Origin of the sequence: Neptuniibacter sp. QD72_48 (assembly GCF_047778065.1) — a bacterium.
Classification (GTDB): Bacteria; Pseudomonadota; Gammaproteobacteria; order Pseudomonadales; family Balneatricaceae; genus Neptuniibacter.
Genome location: NZ_CP180547.1, coordinates 1820648 through 1840226 on the forward strand (window position 1 = coordinate 1820648; position 19579 = coordinate 1840226).

The following is a 19579-nucleotide window of genomic DNA, read 5'->3' on the forward strand; positions in this document are numbered from 1 at the left end:
ACCACGCATTTATTTATTATTATTGTTCAATTTAGTCGAAGGCCAATATAGATGCTATTTCTTACAAACCGATTGACCGGGGTCAATAAACGGTGTGTCAGAAACAAGAATTCATACGGTCTGAATCTACTAAGTTGAGCTAACTCTATGTTTAACAAAGAAATACTTTGTATTTATTAAACATGAGTGAATTATAAGGCAGCAATTCTATTCATTGAGTGGGTTCTGTTTCAATATATTTCTGCAAATTATAAGAAAAGGTGCCGTTATAACGCTTAAGTGGATACGTCTTTTGTTTTTCCTGTTTATGCTTTGAACAAGGTATGAGCGATTTCATACAACAGAACATGACTGCATTGAGTATAGCTTTATCAAGGCTTATCATCCGCGCAAAGAAGTTTTATGAAAGGTAGTGTTTGATGGTTTTGTTCTTTCCAATTGAGCAAGAGCTGGATTGTATTAGTCAGACAGGTCGTATCCTCGGTAAGATTCAGTTTGATGTTTTTAAGGATAAGTATTTCTTCACTCCCAATGAGGATTCATTGGTTCTAACCGATGAAGAAGAGTCATGTATTGTTGCTCGTTTAGCTGGGCTTGAAGCTGGGATCTTCTCATTCGCAATGCAGGATGAAGATTAATAAGACTTAAAGAAGTCAGTGTTATGAAGATTGAGCGTCTTGATCACCTTGTCCTAACCGTGAAAGACATAGATGTCGCTGTAGAGTTTTATACTGCGGTGTTAGGTATGGAGAAGGTTGTCTTTAAGGGAGGTCGGATAGCGCTCGCTTTTGGAAATCAAAAGATTAACCTGCATGAGCTGGGGAATGAATTTGAGCCTAAAGCAGATTACGTTCAGTCCGGTAGTGCAGATCTCTGTTTTATCGTTGAGCAGCCAATCGAAGAGGTGATTCAGCATCTGCTAGATCACAATGTAACTTTGCTAGAAGGACCAGTGAATCGCACAGGAGCAGTAGGTAATATTATCTCGGTTTATTTGCGTGACCCTGACGGTAATCTTATCGAGCTCTCAAATTATGAAGATTCATAAATTGCTCCATAATTCCTTTTCTTAATTAATCTCGACAAATTTTGGTAGGCTCGTAGTTTCAAATTGGCTGGTGATCAGCTTAAGTAGGCTGTCTGCTGCGGGGCTTAAAGCACGGCCTTTTCTTGTGAGAATGCAGATCTCACGTTTTAATGTTGGGTTGGTTAGTGGAACAAAGACTAATTGATCAAAAGCGTTGGTACTCGCTGCAAGGGCAGGTAAAAGGGATATGCCAATACCTGTCTTAACCATCTCTGCTAAACCAGCTGGGGTTGATACCTCAATTAAAGCGCCTTGTAGTTTTAGATCTAGATTATTCTCTTTTTGCAGCTTTAAAAGTTGTGTACGTGTGCCGGTATCTTCAGTTAAGTGAACTTGATCAAGCTCACTGACTTGGCTCCAGTCTAATTCTTTAAATGTTGCTAAAGGGTGGTCGAGTGGTAAAACTACGCCATAACGATCGCTCAATACTGGTTGGTATTTAAGTTCTGACTGGTGAGAGTGGTTACCACCAATGCCGAAGTCCACTTCATTATCTAGTACGCGCTGTTCTATACCGCCCGCGTTGTCATCTCGAAGATAGATGCCTATCTTTTCATATTGCTGGTGGTAAGTTTTGATTATCGAAGGCAGTACACGACCAATCATTGATGGCGAAGCGGCTATACCTACTTGGCCTTGTTGTTGTGTCGCGGTGGCTTGCAGGTCATTAAAAGCAGTATCAAAATCTGAGATCAATTTTTCTGCAACAGGGAGAAAACTTTCGCCTTCGCCAGTAAGCAAAACGCGGCGTGTAGTGCGGTCTAGAAGCTTTAAGCCGGCCTGATCTTCAAGCTGCTTTACTGTTGCTGTAAGAGTGGATTGGGTCAGGTGCAGGTTATCTGCGGCACGGGTAAAACTGCCGCAAGCTACGATTTCAACAAAGGCGCGTAGATGTCGAATGGAGATATTATTCGTCATTATCAATTAATCTATCGAATTTTATCGTTTGATTGATAAATGATAATTCTGCATTATTGCGCCCAATATCACAAATTGAGCATTTGACTGCATGAGAGCAATTGAGCACTGCTCTTGAGGTACGGTCATTTATAGAGGCAGTATTATGATCCCTCGTCTTTCCCAAGTCGAAACTACCGAAGCTATTTACCTTCAATTTATCGAAGCGTTACAGAAAGCGGGTTTTGCTGGTGATCTAAATCAGGATTACGCAAACCGTATCGTTCTTTCGACAGACAACAGTATCTATCAGATGCTGCCTCAGGGTGTTTTGTACCCGAAATCTACAGATGATTTGGTATTGATTGCCAAATTAGCAGATGAGTCCCGCTTTGCCGAAGTAAAGCTGAGTGCTCGTGGTGGCGGTACAGGTACAAATGGTCAGTCGCTAACCGATGGCTTGATTGTTGATGTCTCTAAGCACATGAATCAAGTTTTAGAGATTAATGCTGAAGAGCGCTGGGTTCGTGTTCAAGGCGGTGTTGTAAAAGATCAACTTAACCGTGCACTAAAACAATATGGTTTCTTCTTTGCGCCTGAGCTTTCTACCAGTAACCGTGCAACAGTTGGCGGGATGATCAATACCGATGCCAGTGGCCAGGGCTCGGTAATGTACGGTAAAACACGTGATCATGTGCTAGAACTGAATTCAGTGTTCTTAGGCGGTGAGCTTTGGAACTCTAAACCTATTTCTGATGAAGAGCTGGCTGAGATAAAGCAGCGAGATGATCGTGTCGGTGAAGTGCACAGATTGGTAGATGAAGTATTCACCGAGAAGAAAGATCTGATCGATGCCAAGTTCCCTAAATTAAACCGCTGCCTTACCGGGTATGACCTCGCGCACATTCGCGATGAGGAAGGGCGTTTTAATCTAAATTCAGTATTGTGTGGCGGTGAAGGCTCTTTGGCTTTTATTGCTGAAGCTAAGTTGAATGTTCTACCAATCCCTAAGTTCGCTGCATTGGTTAACGTTAAGTATGACAGTTTTGAATCATCTTTGCGTGACGCTACAGACTTAATGGAATGGAATCCAACATCCATAGAAACTATTGATTCTAAAGTACTTAATCTTGCTATGGGCGATATTATCTGGGACACGGTAAGTGCCTATTTCCCGCAAGAGGAAGGTGAGCCGGAGATCAGTGGTATCAACCTAGTTGAGTACACATCCGATGATGAGGAATCTCTAAAAGCCGATGTTGCGCGATTAGAAGAGCATCTTAAATCTGTTGCGGGCCAGGCTGGTAAGAGCTTTGGATTCTCTGTTGTATATGGTGCCGGTGAGATCAACAAAGTTTGGGCGATGCGTAAAAAGGCTGTTGGCCTTCTAGGTAACGCTAAAGGCCAAGAACGTCCAATTCCATTCGTGGAAGATACAGCAGTACCACCTGAGAACCTTGCTGATTTCATCATGGAATTCCGTAAGGTTCTGGATGATCGAGACTTAGCGTACGGTATGTTTGGTCACGTTGATGCGGGTGTGTTGCACGTACGACCTGCTATCGATATGAAAGATCAGCTACAGGAATCTTTAATTCGTGATATCACGGATGAAGTGGTAGCGTTGACTGTTAAATACAAAGGTCTGTTATGGGGCGAACATGGTAAAGGTGTTCGTTCTGAGTATGCACCCGAGTTCTTTGGTGAATTGTATCCTGAACTACAGCGAATCAAAGGTGGATTTGACCCACGTAACCAGATGAACCCGGGTAAGATCGCTACGCCAGCAATTGATGGTGCTGAGCTACTTAAGATCGATGCAGTGCCAACGCGTGGTCAATTTGATCGCCAGATCAGTTCAGAAACACGTGAAGAGTATAAAGAAGCCATGTTCTGTAACGGTAACGGCGCGTGCTTTAACTATGATCCAAATGACGCGATGTGTCCTTCATGGAAAGGTACCCGTCAGCGTATTAACTCGCCAAAAGGTCGTTCTTCACTGATTCGTGAATGGCTACGCCTGATGGAGCAAAATGGTACTGATCTTGTTGAAGAAGCTAAGCGTGTTAAAGCAAGCTCCTTTATCGCTTCTCTACCAAAGCGCATCAAAAACACCCTAGCCAAGAAAAAAGAGGAAGAGTACGACTTCTCACATGAAGTCCACGAATCCATGATGGCATGTTTAGCGTGTAAGTCTTGTGTTGGTCAGTGTCCTATTAAGGTGAATGTTCCAGATTTCCGTGCGCGCTTCTTAGAGGTCTACTACGGTCGTTACCTACGTCCTGCGAAGGATTATATGGTTGGCTCTTTGGAGTACATGATTCCTTGGTTGTCCAAGTTCCCTGCGCCGTATAACTGGGCGATGCAGAATAAGGCGCTCAAAGCGATCTTCCGTAAGCATGCAGGTATGGTTGATAGTCCTACCATCTGTACTAATAGTTTGATATCTGGCTTGAAAGCACGCGGGGTGGAGTTTGCTTCACCACAGCTAATTAAGAGTTTGAGTGAAGAGCAACGTAGTAACGCGGTAATCATCGTACAGGATGCATTTACCAGTTACTTTGAAACACAGTTGGTGTTGGATCTTGTTGATCTGCTTTCTGGGCTTGGTTTTCATGTTTTATTAGCGCCATTCAAGCCAAATGGTAAGCCGTTGCATGTTCATGGCTTTATGAAAGCCTTTGAAAAAGCGGCTGAATCTAACAGCGCTATGTTAAAAGAGCTAGATAACACGGGCGTACCAATGATTGGTATCGATCCTTCGATGACGCTGACTTATCGCCAGGAATACGGTTATGTTATTCCAGAGAAAGATCTGCCAAAGGTTCAGCTGATTCAAGAGTGGTTGAGCAATCAAAAAGATAAGCTGGGCGCTTTCGATCTAGCTAACCGCTCTACAACTGAATTTAAGTTGATGGTTCATTGTACTGAGAAGACTAATGCTGCACCTAGTATTCGTATGTGGCAGCAAGTCTACGCAGCGATGGGCTTAAAGCTGGATATTCAAGCAGTAGGCTGTTGCGGTATGTCGGGTACGTACGGACATGAAACTCAGAACGTTGAGACATCCCGTGAGATCTACCAATTGAGCTGGTCTGAAGTGGTAAATAACCCAGAAAATAAAGATCGCTTACTTGTGACAGGTTATTCCTGCCGTAGTCAGGTTAAGCGTATTGATGATCAGCAATTACCACATCCGATTCAGAAGCTGCTTAGCTTGTTGAAGGATAAGTAATTATAAGTTAAATAAAAAACGCAGCTTAAAGCTGCGTTTTTTATGGTGTTCTACGAATGAGTAGATCATTGAAGCCTTGATGTTTAAGGGATTGAGCCATCTCTAAAGCTTCTGCTTTTGATAGATATAAGCCATAAGATAAGCCAAGCAAACCATTAGGCATTGAGAATTGGTTAAGTGGTTGTGGATTTTTAAAGCGCTTAATGACAGTTTGACGGCTCGACTCAAGCTTGTAGGCGCCTAGTTGAATGGTATAACTGCCGATAGTAGTGTTTGATTGAGATACTCTTTTTGTAAAAATAACCTGAGCTGGATTATTTATTACTTTATTAGGCTGATTGCGTAGGGTTTCTATAACTTGAACAGGCCTCTTGGAGGCTGTCCTTTGGAGCTGATCATTACTATACGAAGCTTTGATTACTAACTCGTTACCATCGGTTTCAGTCGGCTCGTTCGATGATGTTGAAAGAGACGGCGGGCTAGGCGGTTCACAATGACTAGTGTCTTCATGGCAGAAGCTATGTCGTTTTTGCGAGCAACCAGTTAATAGTAGTAATGCGCTTACGCCAACCATGGCATGTAGAAGTGCCTTATTATTAAGAATTAAACTCATTTTCAATCCTAGCCCAAAAGAGTAGTGCAATTGCACAATGAATCGGCGAATATAACTCCTTTAGAATTTGAGAGCACCTGTTCTTAGGTGCAGTTATCCAGTTTAAGGAGCATATTGTGGAAGATCTTTTGCCAGAACTGTGTGATCAGTTCCCAGACCAGGTACAGGTTGTTGAGCCAATGTTCGGTAACTTTGGTGGTAAAGAGCGTTTCGGTGGCGAAATTGTTACTCTAAAAGCTTTTGAAGATAACTCTTTGGTTCGTGAGCAGGTTGCTCTACCTGGTAAAGGTAAAGTACTTGTAGTCGACGGTGGTGCTTCAATGCGTCGCGCAATGCTTGGCGATATGCTTGCAGAAAAAGCAACTAAAAACGGCTGGGAAGGCATCATCATCTACGGTTGCATCCGTGATGTTAACGCAATCAGTGATCTAGACATTGGTGTGCAGGCGCTAGGTTGTCACCCAATGAAGACTGAAAAGAAAGGTCTTGGTGAGCTAAACGTAGACGTTACCTTCGGTGGCGTGACATTCAAGCCGGGTCAGTATGTATATGCAGACAACAACGGCGTACTTATTTCAGCTGAAAAACTAGAGCTTTCTGAAGACTAATTCTGTTAGCGATTTTTTTAAAGCCCGCTTATAGCGGGCTTTTTTGTTTTTAAATAGTGCTCATTTGGTAAGAAATGTAAGTTTTGGCGAGTAAAACAAATGTGCTCATGCCTACAATTCCCCACAAAAAAATCATTCGACCTTCTATAGTGGCTTGCGCTTTTTTAGATACATGCCAAACGGTCCAGAACTTAAATAAGATCATACCTAGCACAAGGGAGTAGACAACTAGCTCTGTATTGCTCCAAATAACCATAAGTCCTCACATAAAATGTATTTGTAATGAATTAATAAATACTATAATGTATTTTAAATACACCTTAAAGCGATTGCTCGAAGAAATTACAAAATTTAATGAAATTTGGTGTGATTCGAATAATCCTGAGATAATCGATTTACACATATTATTGTGAGGGTAGAGAGGAATGAAAAGAGTAGAGGCACTAATTCCACTAAGTCATGATCATCATAAAGCTTTAGTTACTGTTAAGCATATCAATGAGTTAAGAAAAGAAGCTGATAGAGAGGTTGATGAATACTGGCAGGCTAAAAGAGAAGTTTTGTATAGAGAGTTAAAGCCGCATTTCGATCAAGAAGAGCGTTCTTTGCTACCACTACTCGTAGGTCAAGGAGAGTCACTAGCTGATCGTCTAGTTGCAGATCACAAGCAATTGTTGAGCATGTTGGCTGGAGATGATTCAAGCGTAGTAAATCGGTTCGCCGAGTTATTAAAGGAACATGTGCGATTTGAAGAGCGCAATCTGTTCCCTTGGTTGGAGCTCAATTATAAGAAAGAAGAATTAGCGATAGCGATGGCTAATTAAACGGATTTGGTTGTTATTAAGCTATCACGCATCGCGTCATTATTTAGCATATCTGCCAGTGTGTATTGCTCTAGGACCTGCATAAAGGCTTTCTGAGCATCGCCTAGTACATGCTGGAGTGTGCAGAAACCTGTTAGACGACAGTGTTGCTGTCCACAATTAATCAGAGGCTGTCTGCCTTCTGCATCTGCGACAATTTCGCCAATATTTATTTCTGCTGGTGGCTTCGCCAGTTTTATACCGCCTTTTTTTCCTCTATAGGTATCTAAATGACCCGCTTTGGAAAGGGCGTGTACAACTTTACGTAGATGTTCTACAGAAATGTCATAGCAGCCTGCTATCTCAGCTAGCGTCACTAGACGATCATCGTTAGTAGAAACATAGAATAAAACGCGAAGGGTGTAATCTGTAAATCGACTTAATTGCATAAAGGTCGGCTTTTTTAAAATGTCTGCAAAATATACGTTATGCAATTGCTACAAGGCAAGCGCTACCTTAAGAAAAGGCTAATAAGATAGCTGTTTTATTGATCTTGACCTTTATTGTTACTTCTATATAAACATAAGTTCCTTTCTTATGAATTAGTTAAGAGGTTTGAGTGTACAAGCTACTCATTTTTGATTGGGACGGCACAATCATCGATTCTGCAGCTAAAATCGTCTCTTGCATGCAGCTAGCAGCAAAAGATAGCGGCTTTTGTATCCCTGCCGATGAAGCAGTTAAGAATATAATCGGATTGGGTTTACCGGAAGCGATCAAAATTCTAATTCCTGATGTTGATAAAGATGGAATAGAACTGATGCGACAAAATTATGGCCGATATTTCTTGGGTGATGAATCTACGCCTTCGCCATTGTTTCCGGGTGCGCAGAAAAGTTTAGAGCAGATGCATCGTAAAGGCATGCGGATGGCTGTGGCGACCGGTAAGAGTAGGAAAGGCTTAAACCGGGTCTTTGCTGAAACAGGCTTAGGTTATTTATTTGAAACCTCTCGCTGTGCCGATGAAACTATCTCGAAACCTCACCCTCTAATGCTAGAGGAAATTCTACAAGAAACCGGTGTCTTAGCCTCTGAGGCTGTTATGATAGGCGATACTGAATATGATCTAGAAATGGGTAAGCAAGCAGGTATGGATGTTATTGCTGTGAGCTATGGTGCCCATCATTTGGATCGATTAAAGGGTTATAACCCAGTTTTGGAAGTACATGAGTTCCCAGAATTGGAAAATTGGTTAGAAAATCAGGGTGTTTTTGCCTGATACAGGAGAAGTGTGTGTCTGATAATCCATGGAATGAATCTGAACAAAATGAAGCTCCAAAGCAGCAGGAGGCTTCAGCAGCAACAGGAAGTAAGCTGGAACGCGCCGTAGAAAATGCTAAGCAAGACGGTGCGAGCAAGAAAGAGTGGAAATTAATTGAGAAAACTCTAAATGGTTTGTTTACGGAGCAGCGTCGTGCTCGTCGTTGGGGGATTTTCTTTAAGTTACTTACATTTGTATATCTTTTCGCGCTCTTGGGCATTTTCTTCGCAGGTAAAGATATTGCAACTGATGTTAAGCCGCAGGTTCATACTGCGATCATTGAAGTGAAAGGTGTCATTAGTTCAGATGATGAAGCTAGTGCAGATAATATTATCTGGTCGCTGCGCGAAGCATTTAAAGAGCCAAACGCTAAAGCAGTAATTTTGCGCATTAATAGTCCTGGCGGAAGTCCAGTTCAATCGGGTTATATTTATGATGAAATTAAACGTCTACGTGCAATCTACCCTGATAAGCCTCTGTATGCTGTTATTACAGATATAGGAGCTTCTGGTGCTTATTATATTGCAGCAGCTGCAGATTATATCTATGCCGATAAGGCGAGTTTGGTTGGATCTATTGGTGTCGTAGCAGGCAGTTTTGGCTTTGTTGATCTGATGGAAAAGATCGGTGTGGAACGTCGTTTGTATACAGCGGGTGAGCATAAAGCATTCTTGGACCCTTATTCTCCGAGAAATAGTGGTGAGGAAGAGTTCTGGCAAAGTGTACTAAATACAACCCATAATCAGTTTGTTGATCAGGTTCGTAAAGGTCGCGGAGATCGCCTTAAAGACGATCCAAAGCTATACACTGGTCTGGTTTGGAGTGGCGAGCAGGCAATTGAACTTGGTTTGGTTGATGCACTAGGTAGTTCTAGCTACGTTGCACGAGAAGTAATTAAAGTTGAGAAGCTGGTTGATTACTCTCCTAAGCAGGAGCCTTGGAAGCAAATTGTTGATGAGTTAGGCGTTAGCTTTGCGAAAGCAATTACGGCTGAACTAGGTGTCAATACAAAGAGTCATGAGCTTCGTTAAACCCTTTGTGTGAACGAAGAATAAAAAAGGAGGGTTTGGCCCTCCTTTTTTGTGTTTGATGTTTATAAGGTTGTTTTCTTATAAAACGTTTAGATCTTCTTTCTCTAACATTCTTACTAATCGGATCAAAGGTAGGCCGATAAGTGTATTAGGATCTTCGCCTTCGAGCTTGTCAAACAGTACAATGCCTAAGGCTTCAGATTTAAAACTGCCTGCGCATTTATATGGTTCTTCAGCCCGAAGGTAGTTTTCGATCATAGACGTGGTGAGCTCTCTAAAATAAACCTTAAATGGAACAACTTCTGTTTGGCACTGGCCAGTGTCTGAGTTGAGTAAAGAAAGGCCGGTTAAAAATGTAACCGCATTACCCGATAGCTTTTGTAGTTGTTTCACAGCATTCTCATGGGTATGAGGCTTGCCTAGTATCTCGTCACCTAAAACTGCGACCTGATCCGATCCAATAATCAATGAGTTAGGTGCTTCTTCAGCAATTTTTTGTGCTTTACTAGCAGATAAACGTGCAACTAATTCCTCTGCTGATTCATTCTCTAATGTCGATTCATCAATGTCTGGTGAAATGCATGAATACTCCAAATTTAATTTGTCCAAAATTTGGCGACGGAAGGGTGAGCTAGAGGCTAAAATTAGATTTCTCATGTGATTTTTTGACCATGAATATGCGAAGGCACAAATATTAGCGGTTTTATTGTAGAATTAAACCCCAAAGTCTTTGACAGGACGGGCTTCGGGCCCTAGAATTGCGCGCTTATGTCAAACGGTCCATTACCTAAACGAGTAGACCCGCGAAAACTTGCTGAGCGGGAAGTACGAATCGCAGGCCAAGCTGCACTGAAGGACATGCCCAATCTTTGTCAGGCATTAGTTGATAAAGAAGGGGAGATACAAGTTGATCTTCAGTTTGCAGTAGATGAGCAGCGAATTCGAACTCTTACAGGCAGTGCCACAGGTCATGTAACAATGACGTGTCAGCGTTGCTTGGAGTCAGTAGAGGTTGCCGTAGAGGCAGATTTTAATCTTGGAGTTGCGGCCAGTGAGGAGGCTGCTCAGCAGTTACCTCGCAGTTATGACCCCCTCATTGTTGAGGGTGAAGAGATTGAGTTACTGCCTGTTATAGAAGAAGAGTTGATTCTGAGTTTGCCGCATGATGCATATCATGATGACTGCTCTATTAACACTTCCTTCGGCGAGGCAGTGACAGAAGAAAACGAAAAACCGAATCCATTTAGTGTGTTGGCTCAGTTGAAAGCCGACAACAAATAGAAAGAACCAGGAGCTATTTAGTCATGGCAGTTCAGAAAAGTAAGAAGTCTCGTTCCCGTCGCGATATGCGTCGTTCTCACGATGCTCTGGGTAACCCGACTCTATCTGTAGAAGAAACTACCGGTGAAACTCACCGTCGTCACCACGTATCTGCTGACGGTTTTTACCGTGGTAAGCAGGTAATCAACAAGCAGGATGACGAATAAGCTTGTCAGATTACTACACCATCGCAGTTGATGTGATGGGCGGGGACTTCGGTCCCCGCGTTACTATTCCCGCCACACTCGATGCCCTTGCGCGTCATTCTCGTTTATCAGCAAAACTTATCGGTCACAGTGATGTTATTCAGCCTTATTTAAATGGTTTGAATCCTGATGTTTCTTGTCGTGTCGATGTAGTTCATGCGCCTGACACTATTTCTATGTCAGCTAAGCCATCTCAAACACTTCGTAATGGTCAGAATTCTTCAATGTACAAAGCTATTCAGCTTGTAGAAGAGGGTTCGGCTCAAGCTTGTGTGAGTGCTGGTAATACAGGTGCTTTAATGGTGCTTGGTCGGTATATTCTTAGAATGTTACCCGGCGTAGATCGTCCTGCAATTATCTCATCTGTGCCTACAGCGAAAGGTCATTGTTATCTTTTAGATTTGGGTGCAAATGTTGATTGCAGTGCAGAGCATCTACTGCAATTTGCTATTATGGGTTCGGTTATGACTGCCGCCGTTGATGAGATTGATAGTCCGCGTGTGGGGCTTTTGAATATCGGTCAGGAGCAAGTTAAGGGCAATGAGCAAGTTAAGCTAGCCTCGCGCTTGATTCAGGAGCAGGGTGGCTTGAACTATGTTGGTTATATTGAAGGCGATGATCTGTATGCCGGAAATGCTGATGTGGTTGTTTGCGATGGTTTTGTAGGTAATATTGCACTTAAAAGTAGCGAAGGTCTGGCGCGCTTAATTAATCAAAAAGTACAAGCGAGCTTTAAGCAGGGGCTTTATCGAAAGTTTCTTGCGTTATTGGCTAAGCCAGTGCTTGCTGATTTGAAAAGGCAGATGGATCCATCGCGTCGTAATGGTGCAAGTTTATTAGGCTTGCAAGGAATAGTGATAAAAAGCCATGGAGCAGCTAATCAGCAGTGCTTTGGGTATGCGCTTGATCAAGCTGTGGCAGAGATAGAACAAGATATACCGCGTAAGATTTGCAGTGAAATAGAAGCAAGGCTTACCTAATACCCTTCACACAGTTTTAATTACCTATGAATGTTGTAAACTACGGCGATTGGCCTGATTCATAGGGCGTGTATTAATTGACGATTTGAGGACATCATGTCGCAAACTCTTGCTTTTGTATTTCCGGGGCAGGGCTCTCAACAAGTAGGGATGCTCTCGGAACTTGCTGAAACACATCCAGTTATTAAAAACACTTTCGCTGAAGCTTCTGAGGTTCTAGGTTACGACTTATGGGACTTGGTTCAGAATGGTCCAGAAGAAGATCTTAATCAAACTGATAAGACTCAACCTGCGCTTCTAACATCAGGTGTTGCGCTATGGCGTTTATGGCAGGAGCAGAATGGTGCTAAACCAGCTGTAGTTGCAGGTCATAGTTTGGGTGAGTACACAGCGTTAGTTTGTGCTGGTGCAATCAGTTTTGCTGATGGTGTGAATCTAGTAAAACTGCGTGGTGAATTTATGCAGCAAGCCGTGCCTGCGGGTAGCGGTGCTATGGCAGCTATTCTAGGATTGGCTGATGATGCTATCGAGAAAGCTTGTCAGGAAGCAGAGCAGGGCGAAGTGGTTTCTCCGGTAAACTATAACTGCCCAGGTCAGATTGTTATTGCAGGGGAAAAAGCTGCAGTTGATCGTGCGATTGAGAACTGTAAAGAAGCGGGCGCTAAGCGTGCCATTCCTCTTCCAGTAAGTGTTCCATCACACTGTGCTCTAATGAAGCCAGCGGCTGATAAGATGGCTGAAGAGCTATCTAAGATTGAAATCAATATGCCAGAAATTGATGTGGTTCAAAATGTAACTGCTTCCGTTCCTGCGTCAGTTGAAGAATTAAAAGAAAATCTACTTGCTCAGTTATATAGTCCTGTACTTTGGACTAAAACAATCCAGGGTTTGGTTGAGCAAGGCTTGGAAAGCACTGTAGAGTGTGGTCCAGGTAAGGTGCTATCTGGTTTGAACAAAAAAGTTCATAAGCCTTTGAGTGTTGCAGCAATTAGTGATGCTGCGGGCCTTGAAAAAGCGTTAGGTCAATAATTGTAGCGCAAGGAATTTATAAATGAGTATTGAAGGTAAGATTGCGCTAGTAACTGGCGCTACTCGCGGTATCGGTAAAGCGATTGCTGAAGAGCTTGGTCGTCAAGGTGCAGTGGTTGTTGGTACAGCTACAAGCGAGAAGGGTGCAGAGGCTATTTCTGCTTACCTTGCTGAGGCAGGGGTTAAAGGTACGGGTCTAGTGCTGGATGTTGCTGATAGCGCATCGGTTGAAACTGTACTAAAAGCAGTGCAGGATGATTTTGGTACTGTTGAGGTACTGGTTAACAATGCAGGCATCACGCGCGACAATATTTTGATGCGCATGAAAGAAGATGAGTGGGATTCTGTATTGAATACGAACCTTAACTCAATCTACCGTCTTGTTAAGGGCTGTCTACGTGGCATGACCAAGGCTCGTTGGGGTCGGATCATCAGTGTAAGCTCTGTAGTGGCATCTATGGGTAACGCTGGTCAGGCAAACTACGCTGCAGCTAAGTCAGGTATGGAAGGTTTTACTCGTGCGCTAGCGCGTGAAGTAGGCTCTCGCAACATCACAGTTAACTGTGTTGCTCCTGGTTTTATCGATACAGATATGACAAGTGGATTGGCAGATGAGCACAAAGATGCGCTTAAATCTCAGATCCCAATGAATCGTTTGGGTCAACCGGAAGAAATTGCAGCTGTTGTTGGTTTTCTGGCCAGTCAAGGCGGCGGTTATGTGACTGGTGAGTCGATTCAAGTCAATGGTGGCATGTATATGGGTTAAATACCCGTATAAGGAATTGTTTTTTTCTGCCAATTGTTGATAATGTGCCGTCAGGTAGAGAATGAATTTACAATCTTGGCTTGATAAAGCCGGGATGCTTTAATAAAATTTCTTACCGCATTTCGTACTTGAATGCGGTGTTAATAAGAAGATAGGAATAGATATGAGCAACATTGAAGAGCGCGTAAAAAAGATCATCGCTGAGCAGCTAGGTGTTAAAGAAGAAGAAGTTACTCAAGAAGCTTCTTTCGTTGAAGATCTTGGCGCAGACTCTCTGGACACAGTTGAGTTGGTAATGGCTCTGGAAGAAGAATTCGAAACTGAAATTCCAGACGAAGAAGCTGAAAAAATCACTACAGTTCAGCTTGCAATCGATTACATCAACGCACACCAGTAATCGTTCGCTACAAGCAAGAATTTCGAAAAGCCGCCTATCTTTGATAGAGCGGCTTTTCTTTTGCCTGCAAGATGCATAACGTTTAATGCTTAAGTCAGTTCGGTTAGAATTGGCGCATAGTTTAATTCCTGATTTATATAGAACTTCCTTGTGTGGAATATGGAGATCAAAGATGGCACGTAGACGTGTTGTGATTACCGGTATCGGTATGCTTACCCCTATTGGCAATACTGTCTCAGAGACTTGGGATAATTTACTTGCGGGTAAGAGCGGTGCTCGACCAATCACTCACTTTGATTCTTCTCCTTTTGCAACTCAGTTTTCGGCATCCGTTCAAGACTTTGATGTTACTCAGTATATGAGTGCGAAAGAGGCCCGTAAGATGGATCTATTCATTCAATACGGTATGGCTGCGGGTATGCAGGCTATTGATGATGCGAAACTAGAAGTGACTGAATCTAATGCTCCGCGTATCGGTTGTGCAATAGGCTCAGGCATTGGTGGTTTACCGATGATCGAGAAAAACGTTGATATCCTAAATACAACGGGACCTAGACGTGTTTCACCATTCTTTGTGCCGGGCAGTATTATCAATATGATCGGTGGCAACCTAGCGATCAAATACGGTCTTAAGGGCCCTAATATTGCTATTACGACCGCTTGTACTACTGGTACGCACAATATTGGTCAGGCAATGCGAATGATCCAGTATGGCGATGCTGATGTAATGCTGGCTGGCGGCGCTGAAATGGCAACTACGCCATTAGGTATTGCCGGCTTCTCATCTGCACGAGCGTTATCAACGCGTAATGATTCTCCTGAAACAGCCAGTCGCCCATGGGATCAAGACCGTGATGGTTTTGTGCTTGGAGATGGTGCGGGCGTGCTTGTACTTGAAGAATACGAACATGCTAAAGCGCGTGGTGCTCAAATTTATTGCGAATTAGCAGGTTTCGGGATGAGTGATGATGCTTATCACATGACTGCGCCTCCAGAGGACGGTGCGGGTGCAGCCCTGGCTATGCAAAACGCTATTAACGATGCATCTGTAGCACCAGACGAGATTCATTATATCAATGCTCATGGTACTTCTACGCCAGCGGGTGATATTGCTGAATCTAATGCGGCTAAATCGGTGTTGGGCAATGCAGCTGCTGATGTCAGGATGAGCTCGACTAAATCCATGATTGGTCATTTGCTGGGAGCTGCAGGTGCTGTTGAAGCAATCTTCTGTGCATTAGCGATCAGAGATCAAATTGCGCCGCCTACTATTAATTTAGATAACCCATCTGAAGGGTGTGATCTAAATTACGTTCCACATACCGCTCAGCCTTGTGAGATTAAAGCGGCGCTTTCTAACTCATTTGGTTTTGGCGGAACCAACGGAACCTTGGTATTCCGTCAGATCTGATTTATGACTAAGTACTGGATTAATGGCGTTTTAGCCGATCAGGTATCTATAAATGACCGCGGTCTAAGTTACGGCGATGGTTTATTTGAAACTATTGCTGTGATCGATGGTAAGCCACACTTGTTCGATCAGCATATGGAGCGTTTACAGATTGGCTTGGATCGCCTGAAATTCCCTGAAGGGACAATAGAGGCCGTAAAGAATGATATTCAAGCTTTAAGCTTCTCCGGTAATCAAACATTAAAGCTAACAGTGACGCGGGGTTTAGGTGAAAGAGGCTATAAGCTTCCTGCCACTTGTGTGCCTGCACGTATCATCAGTCTTTCGGATTCAGCTGATTTCGCTCAGCAAAGACAGCAAGGTGTTTCTGTAAGGCTCTGTCAGCAGCGATTAGGTCTTAATCCTGTTTTGGCAGGGGTCAAACATCTAAATAGGCTAGAGCAGGTTCTCGCAAGATCTGAGTGGTCTGATCCAGATATCGCTGAAGGTTTTGTATCCGATCTAGATGGTAACCTTGTTGAAGGCACTATGAGTAACCTTTTTTGGGTCCAAGACGGCGTGCTCTACACACCGAAAATAGATTTAAGTGGTGTGAAAGGGGTTATGCGTGATCGCCTGATCGTATTAGCTAACGAGCTATCAGTTGAGGTTATCGAAGGGGGATACCCTGAATCAGTACTTGATAGTGCAGAAGAAGTTTTTATATGTAACAGTCTGATCGGTATTTGGCCGGTTATAACGATCGATGGCAAGCCTTTAAATATCGGCCCTATCACCAGAGATCTGCAGTTATTGCTATCTAAGGAAATGAGTTGTTGAAAAAAATATTAACTGTTTTGTTTGTCCTTATTGTGTCGGGTGCGGCAGGGGCTTATTGGTTATGGAATGATTACAATGCTTTCCTTAATGCATCACTTCCCGTTAAAGAGAAGGCTCTTTTTGAAGTAAAAAAAGGTAGTAGTTTCAATAGAGTAGTTGCAGATCTTAAAGAAAGTTATGGAGAGGTTAATAACCATTATTTCAAGATCTACGGCCGACAATCTGGTCTGGCGAATAAGATTAAAGCCGGTGAATATGAGTTAAAAGCAGGTTTGACGCCGGTTGAATTCCTAAAGGTAATTACATCGGGCGTATCTAAAAATTATCGCTTTACGATCATTGAAGGCAGTAATTTCAAAGAGATGATTCACGCGATTAGTGAGCATAAATACCTTAAAGACGATGTTAGCCATTTAAGTAGAGAAGAACTTCTTAAGCAGCTCGGCGTTTCTGAAAAACACCCAGAAGGTTTGTTTCTAGCGGAGACGTTCAGTATCGAGAAGAACGGTTCAGCACTGGCGGTATTAAAGCGCTCTAACGCTATGATGCAAAAGATTTTGGAAGATGAATGGCAAAAACGCGACAGCAAACTGCCATACAAGTCATCTTATGAGGCTTTAATCATGGCTTCCATTGTTGAAAAGGAAACAGCGCGAGCGGATGAGCGTCCGATTATTTCTGGTGTGTTTGTTCGTAGATTGAATAAACGCATGCGCCTGCAAACTGACCCGACCGTTATTTACGGCATGGGAGATGAGTACAACGGCAATATTCGTCGTAAAGATTTAAGAAAGCCAACGCCTTACAACACCTACGTAATACCGGCGCTACCGCCTACACCTATCGCCATGGTTGGTAAGGAAGCCATTGAAGCAGCGCTTAATCCTGCAGACGGTAAAGCGCTTTATTTTGTTGCTAAAGGCGATGGCAGTCATTATTTTTCAGCGACTTTGAAAGAGCATAACAATGCAGTTAGGCGTTATCAGCTTACGCGTCGTAAAGATTATCGCTCTTCGCCATAGGACCCAAAATTATGAATACAAGCGCTAAAGGTCGCTTTATCACTGTTGAAGGCACTGAAGGGGTTGGTAAATCAACAAATATTGAATATTTGTGTCAGCTACTACGTGACCGCGGCATAGAAATTGTTCTAACCCGTGAGCCAGGCGGGACACCGCTAGCAGAAGAGTTACGTGAACTACTTCTTTCTCCTCGTGATGAGCGTGTTAGTGAAGACACCGAGTTGTTGCTGATGTTTGCGGCGCGTGCCCAGCATATCGAAAATGTGATTCGTCCTGCGCTTGAGCGTGGAGCTTGGGTTATAAGCGATCGATTTACCGATGCGACTTATGCTTACCAAGGTGGCGGAAGAGATCTAGATCTTGAGCATATCGTGATGCTAGAGAGAATCGTTCAGCATGGTCTTCATCCTGATATGACGTTGCTTTTGGATTTAGATGTAGAAATCGGCTTACAACGTGCTTCGCAAAGAAGTGTGCCTGATCGCTTTGAACAGGAAAAGTTGGATTTCTTCCATAAAGTTCGCAACATGTACTTATCTAGAGCAGGAGCTGAGCCTAATCGTTTTAGTGTAATTGATGCATCTAAGAGTATTCCTGAAGTACAGGCGCAAATTTTAGATGCTGTAAATACGTTTGTGGGTTCTGATAATGCCTGAACTGTTAAAGCCGTTTCCATGGTTTGATGAGCGATTTTCTCATCTAAGTCAGTTGCATGATCAAAACCGTTTGCCCCATGCATTGCTAATTCATGGCATGCCGGGTATAGGTAAAGCGGCTTTTGCAACAGCGTTTGCGCAATCTCTTCTATGTCAAAGTCCTGTGCAGGGCCGAGCATGCGGTCATTGCAAGTCATGTGACCTTAATGCTGCTGGTAGTCACCCAGATCTCTTTATTCTCTCGCCAGAAGAAGAGGGTAAGCAGTTAAAGGTTGATCAAGTTCGTGGATTAGGGGAATTCATCTACAGTACCGCACAGCAAGGTGGTTATCGTGCAGTGGTTGTTGATCCTGCCGATGCTATGAATATCGCTTCTGCCAACGCGCTTTTGAAAATGCTAGAGGAGCCAGGGGCTGACACAATTATTCTGCTGGTTACTTCTAAAATGGGTCAGGTGTTGCCGACCATTAAAAGCCGTTGTCAGCATGTGGAGTGCCATAATCCTTCTGAAGGAGACGCAATTGACTGGTTGATGGCTGCTGCTGAGATTGATGCTGAGAAGGCTAAAAGTATACTGCATATCAATCGTGGAGCACCTAAAGAGGCCTTGTCATACATAGAAAAAGGCTTAAATGAGCATCGAGCACAGCTAATTCGCGGACTTGCGGATATACTTAAACAAAGAAGAACAGCGCTTGAGGTTGCTCAATCTTGGCAAAAGCTTGATTTAGAGATGTTGCTAGGGTGGTTTTACAGTTTGTTATCTGATGCTGCTCGTGGTTCGGTATGTCAAAGTCCTGAGTTATTAAGGCAGGATGATGCGCGTAATATGCTGAATGCAGTTGCTAAAAAAACCAACCCAGTTAAAATCTTTAAATTGGCGGATAAAGTACACGAAGAGCGCAGAGCAATAATGCTTAGGCAAAACCCTAATAAGCAGTTATTGTTAGAAAATATACTATTGGAATGGGCTGCGCTGCTCAATTAAGGATAAAGGTTCAATATGGTTGCTGTACCACGTTTAAGTCATGGCATTTTGTCTTTGAATATTCAGACAAAGGAAGAGCTATACGAGGCTTACTTACCGTACATCACTAATAGCGGATTATTTATTCCTACTCTACGCTCTTATCATCTAGGCGAAGAGGTGTTTATGTTGCTTGAATTAATGGATGAAGGCGACAAAATACCGGTTACAGGGAAGGTAATTTGGGTTACCCCAAAAGGCGCACAAGGTGGTCGAACACCAGGTATTGGTATTCAACTCTCCGCTGATGATACTACCCTAGTTAACAAAATAGAGACCTATCTGGCAGGAACTTTAAACTCAGAGAAAAAAACAAACGCTCTGTAGTGTAAATCCTTCCTATCTAAATAT

Annotated in this window: 23 protein-coding genes; 19 read left to right on the top strand and 4 right to left on the bottom strand. The window is 43.1% G+C overall.

Annotated features, from left to right (window positions below):
• Positions 1–419: 419 nt before the first annotated feature.
• Positions 420–638 (top strand): hypothetical protein, encoded by a 219-nt coding sequence (locus tag ACMXYX_RS08120; RefSeq protein ID WP_415884577.1) that lies wholly within the window; start codon positions 420–422, stop codon positions 636–638.
• 23 nt (positions 639–661) lie between these two features.
• Complete coding sequence (locus ACMXYX_RS08125; RefSeq protein WP_415884578.1) at positions 662–1048, top strand: VOC family protein; 387 nt, start codon at positions 662–664, stop codon at positions 1046–1048.
• A gap of 21 nt (positions 1049–1069) precedes the next feature.
• Here ACMXYX_RS08125 and ACMXYX_RS08130 read toward each other — a convergent pair whose 3' ends face one another.
• Positions 1070–2005: a LysR family transcriptional regulator gene (locus tag ACMXYX_RS08130; RefSeq protein ID WP_415884579.1), complete on the bottom strand. Its 936-nt coding sequence runs from the start codon at positions 2003–2005 to the stop codon at positions 1070–1072.
• A 145-nt stretch (positions 2006–2150) separates the two neighbouring features.
• Between ACMXYX_RS08130 and ACMXYX_RS08135 the strand changes: the two genes are divergently transcribed.
• Positions 2151–5219: an FAD-binding and (Fe-S)-binding domain-containing protein gene (locus ACMXYX_RS08135; protein ID WP_415906805.1), complete on the top strand. Its 3069-nt coding sequence runs from the start codon at positions 2151–2153 to the stop codon at positions 5217–5219.
• A 40-nt stretch (positions 5220–5259) separates the two neighbouring features.
• On the opposite strand, the gene ACMXYX_RS08140 is transcribed toward ACMXYX_RS08135, so the two are convergent.
• The gene (locus ACMXYX_RS08140; protein WP_415884581.1) at positions 5260–5832 is read right to left on the bottom strand and encodes an SPOR domain-containing protein; all 573 of its coding nucleotides are present in this window, start codon (positions 5830–5832) and stop codon (positions 5260–5262) included.
• A 116-nt stretch (positions 5833–5948) separates the two neighbouring features.
• Between ACMXYX_RS08140 and rraA the strand changes: the two genes are divergently transcribed.
• Together rraA and ACMXYX_RS08150 are read left to right on the top strand one after the other, a co-directional pair.
• Positions 5949–6440 carry a ribonuclease E activity regulator RraA gene (gene rraA / locus ACMXYX_RS08145; RefSeq protein WP_415884582.1) on the top strand — a complete coding sequence of 164 codons (492 nt, stop codon included), beginning with the start codon at positions 5949–5951 and terminating at the stop codon, positions 6438–6440.
• Positions 6441–6865: 425 nt separating this feature from the next.
• Positions 6866–7264: a hemerythrin domain-containing protein gene (locus ACMXYX_RS08150; RefSeq protein ID WP_415884583.1), complete on the top strand. Its 399-nt coding sequence runs from the start codon at positions 6866–6868 to the stop codon at positions 7262–7264.
• On the opposite strand, the gene ACMXYX_RS08155 is transcribed toward ACMXYX_RS08150, so the two are convergent.
• Positions 7261–7692: an RrF2 family transcriptional regulator gene (locus ACMXYX_RS08155; RefSeq protein ID WP_415884584.1), complete on the bottom strand. Its 432-nt coding sequence runs from the start codon at positions 7690–7692 to the stop codon at positions 7261–7263. The two genes, ACMXYX_RS08150 and ACMXYX_RS08155, sit on opposite strands and share 4 nt — an antisense overlap.
• A 170-nt stretch (positions 7693–7862) precedes the next feature.
• Between ACMXYX_RS08155 and ACMXYX_RS08160 the strand changes: the two genes are divergently transcribed.
• Both ACMXYX_RS08160 and sppA read left to right on the top strand, forming a co-directional pair.
• Positions 7863–8522, top strand: a complete 660-nt coding sequence (locus ACMXYX_RS08160) for an HAD-IA family hydrolase (RefSeq protein ID WP_415884585.1) — start codon at positions 7863–7865, stop codon at positions 8520–8522.
• Positions 8523–8536: 14 nt separating this feature from the next.
• Positions 8537–9595 (top strand): signal peptide peptidase SppA, encoded by a 1059-nt coding sequence (gene sppA / locus ACMXYX_RS08165; RefSeq protein WP_415884586.1) that lies wholly within the window; start codon positions 8537–8539, stop codon positions 9593–9595.
• A gap of 78 nt (positions 9596–9673) precedes the next feature.
• On the opposite strand, the gene ACMXYX_RS08170 is transcribed toward sppA, so the two are convergent.
• Positions 9674–10252, bottom strand: coding sequence for a Maf family protein (locus ACMXYX_RS08170; RefSeq protein WP_415884587.1), 579 nt, complete (start codon positions 10250–10252; stop codon positions 9674–9676).
• A 111-nt stretch (positions 10253–10363) separates the two neighbouring features.
• Between ACMXYX_RS08170 and ACMXYX_RS08175 the strand changes: the two genes are divergently transcribed.
• The 12 genes from ACMXYX_RS08175 (at position 10364) to ACMXYX_RS08230 (ending at position 19555) form a co-directional block, all read left to right on the top strand.
• On the top strand, positions 10364–10876 hold the full coding sequence (locus tag ACMXYX_RS08175; RefSeq protein WP_415896249.1) for a YceD family protein: 513 nt from the start codon (positions 10364–10366) through the stop codon (positions 10874–10876).
• A 23-nt stretch (positions 10877–10899) separates the two neighbouring features.
• Positions 10900–11082, top strand: coding sequence for a 50S ribosomal protein L32 (gene rpmF / locus ACMXYX_RS08180; protein WP_007019603.1), 183 nt, complete (start codon positions 10900–10902; stop codon positions 11080–11082).
• A 2-nt stretch (positions 11083–11084) separates the two neighbouring features.
• Positions 11085–12101 carry a phosphate acyltransferase PlsX gene (gene plsX, locus ACMXYX_RS08185; protein ID WP_415884589.1) on the top strand — a complete coding sequence of 339 codons (1017 nt, stop codon included), beginning with the start codon at positions 11085–11087 and terminating at the stop codon, positions 12099–12101.
• Between the two features lie 96 nt (positions 12102–12197).
• Positions 12198–13130, top strand: a complete 933-nt coding sequence (fabD, locus tag ACMXYX_RS08190) for an ACP S-malonyltransferase (protein ID WP_415884590.1) — start codon at positions 12198–12200, stop codon at positions 13128–13130.
• 22 nt (positions 13131–13152) lie between these two features.
• Entirely contained in the window at positions 13153–13896 is a 744-nt protein-coding gene (gene fabG, locus ACMXYX_RS08195; RefSeq protein ID WP_415884591.1) for a 3-oxoacyl-ACP reductase FabG, read from the top strand.
• A 163-nt stretch (positions 13897–14059) separates the two neighbouring features.
• A complete protein-coding gene (gene acpP, locus ACMXYX_RS08200; protein ID WP_007019607.1) occupies positions 14060–14293 on the top strand; it encodes an acyl carrier protein in 234 nt (77 codons plus the stop codon).
• A 172-nt stretch (positions 14294–14465) separates the two neighbouring features.
• Positions 14466–15704, top strand: coding sequence for a beta-ketoacyl-ACP synthase II (gene fabF, locus ACMXYX_RS08205; protein WP_415906806.1), 1239 nt, complete (start codon positions 14466–14468; stop codon positions 15702–15704).
• 3 nt (positions 15705–15707) lie between these two features.
• Positions 15708–16523, top strand: a complete 816-nt coding sequence (pabC, locus tag ACMXYX_RS08210) for an aminodeoxychorismate lyase (RefSeq protein ID WP_415906807.1) — start codon at positions 15708–15710, stop codon at positions 16521–16523.
• A complete protein-coding gene (mltG, locus tag ACMXYX_RS08215) occupies positions 16520–17545 on the top strand; it encodes an endolytic transglycosylase MltG (RefSeq protein ID WP_415884594.1) in 1026 nt (341 codons plus the stop codon). The genes pabC and mltG overlap by 4 nt, the downstream gene beginning before the upstream one ends.
• Positions 17546–17556: 11 nt before the next feature.
• Positions 17557–18201 (top strand): dTMP kinase, encoded by a 645-nt coding sequence (gene tmk, locus ACMXYX_RS08220; protein WP_415906808.1) that lies wholly within the window; start codon positions 17557–17559, stop codon positions 18199–18201.
• A complete protein-coding gene (locus tag ACMXYX_RS08225; protein ID WP_415906809.1) occupies positions 18194–19189 on the top strand; it encodes a DNA polymerase III subunit delta' in 996 nt (331 codons plus the stop codon). The genes tmk and ACMXYX_RS08225 overlap by 8 nt, the downstream gene beginning before the upstream one ends.
• A 15-nt stretch (positions 19190–19204) precedes the next feature.
• The gene (locus ACMXYX_RS08230; protein WP_415884783.1) at positions 19205–19555 is read left to right on the top strand and encodes a PilZ domain-containing protein; all 351 of its coding nucleotides are present in this window, start codon (positions 19205–19207) and stop codon (positions 19553–19555) included.
• Positions 19556–19579 lie beyond the last annotated feature (24 nt).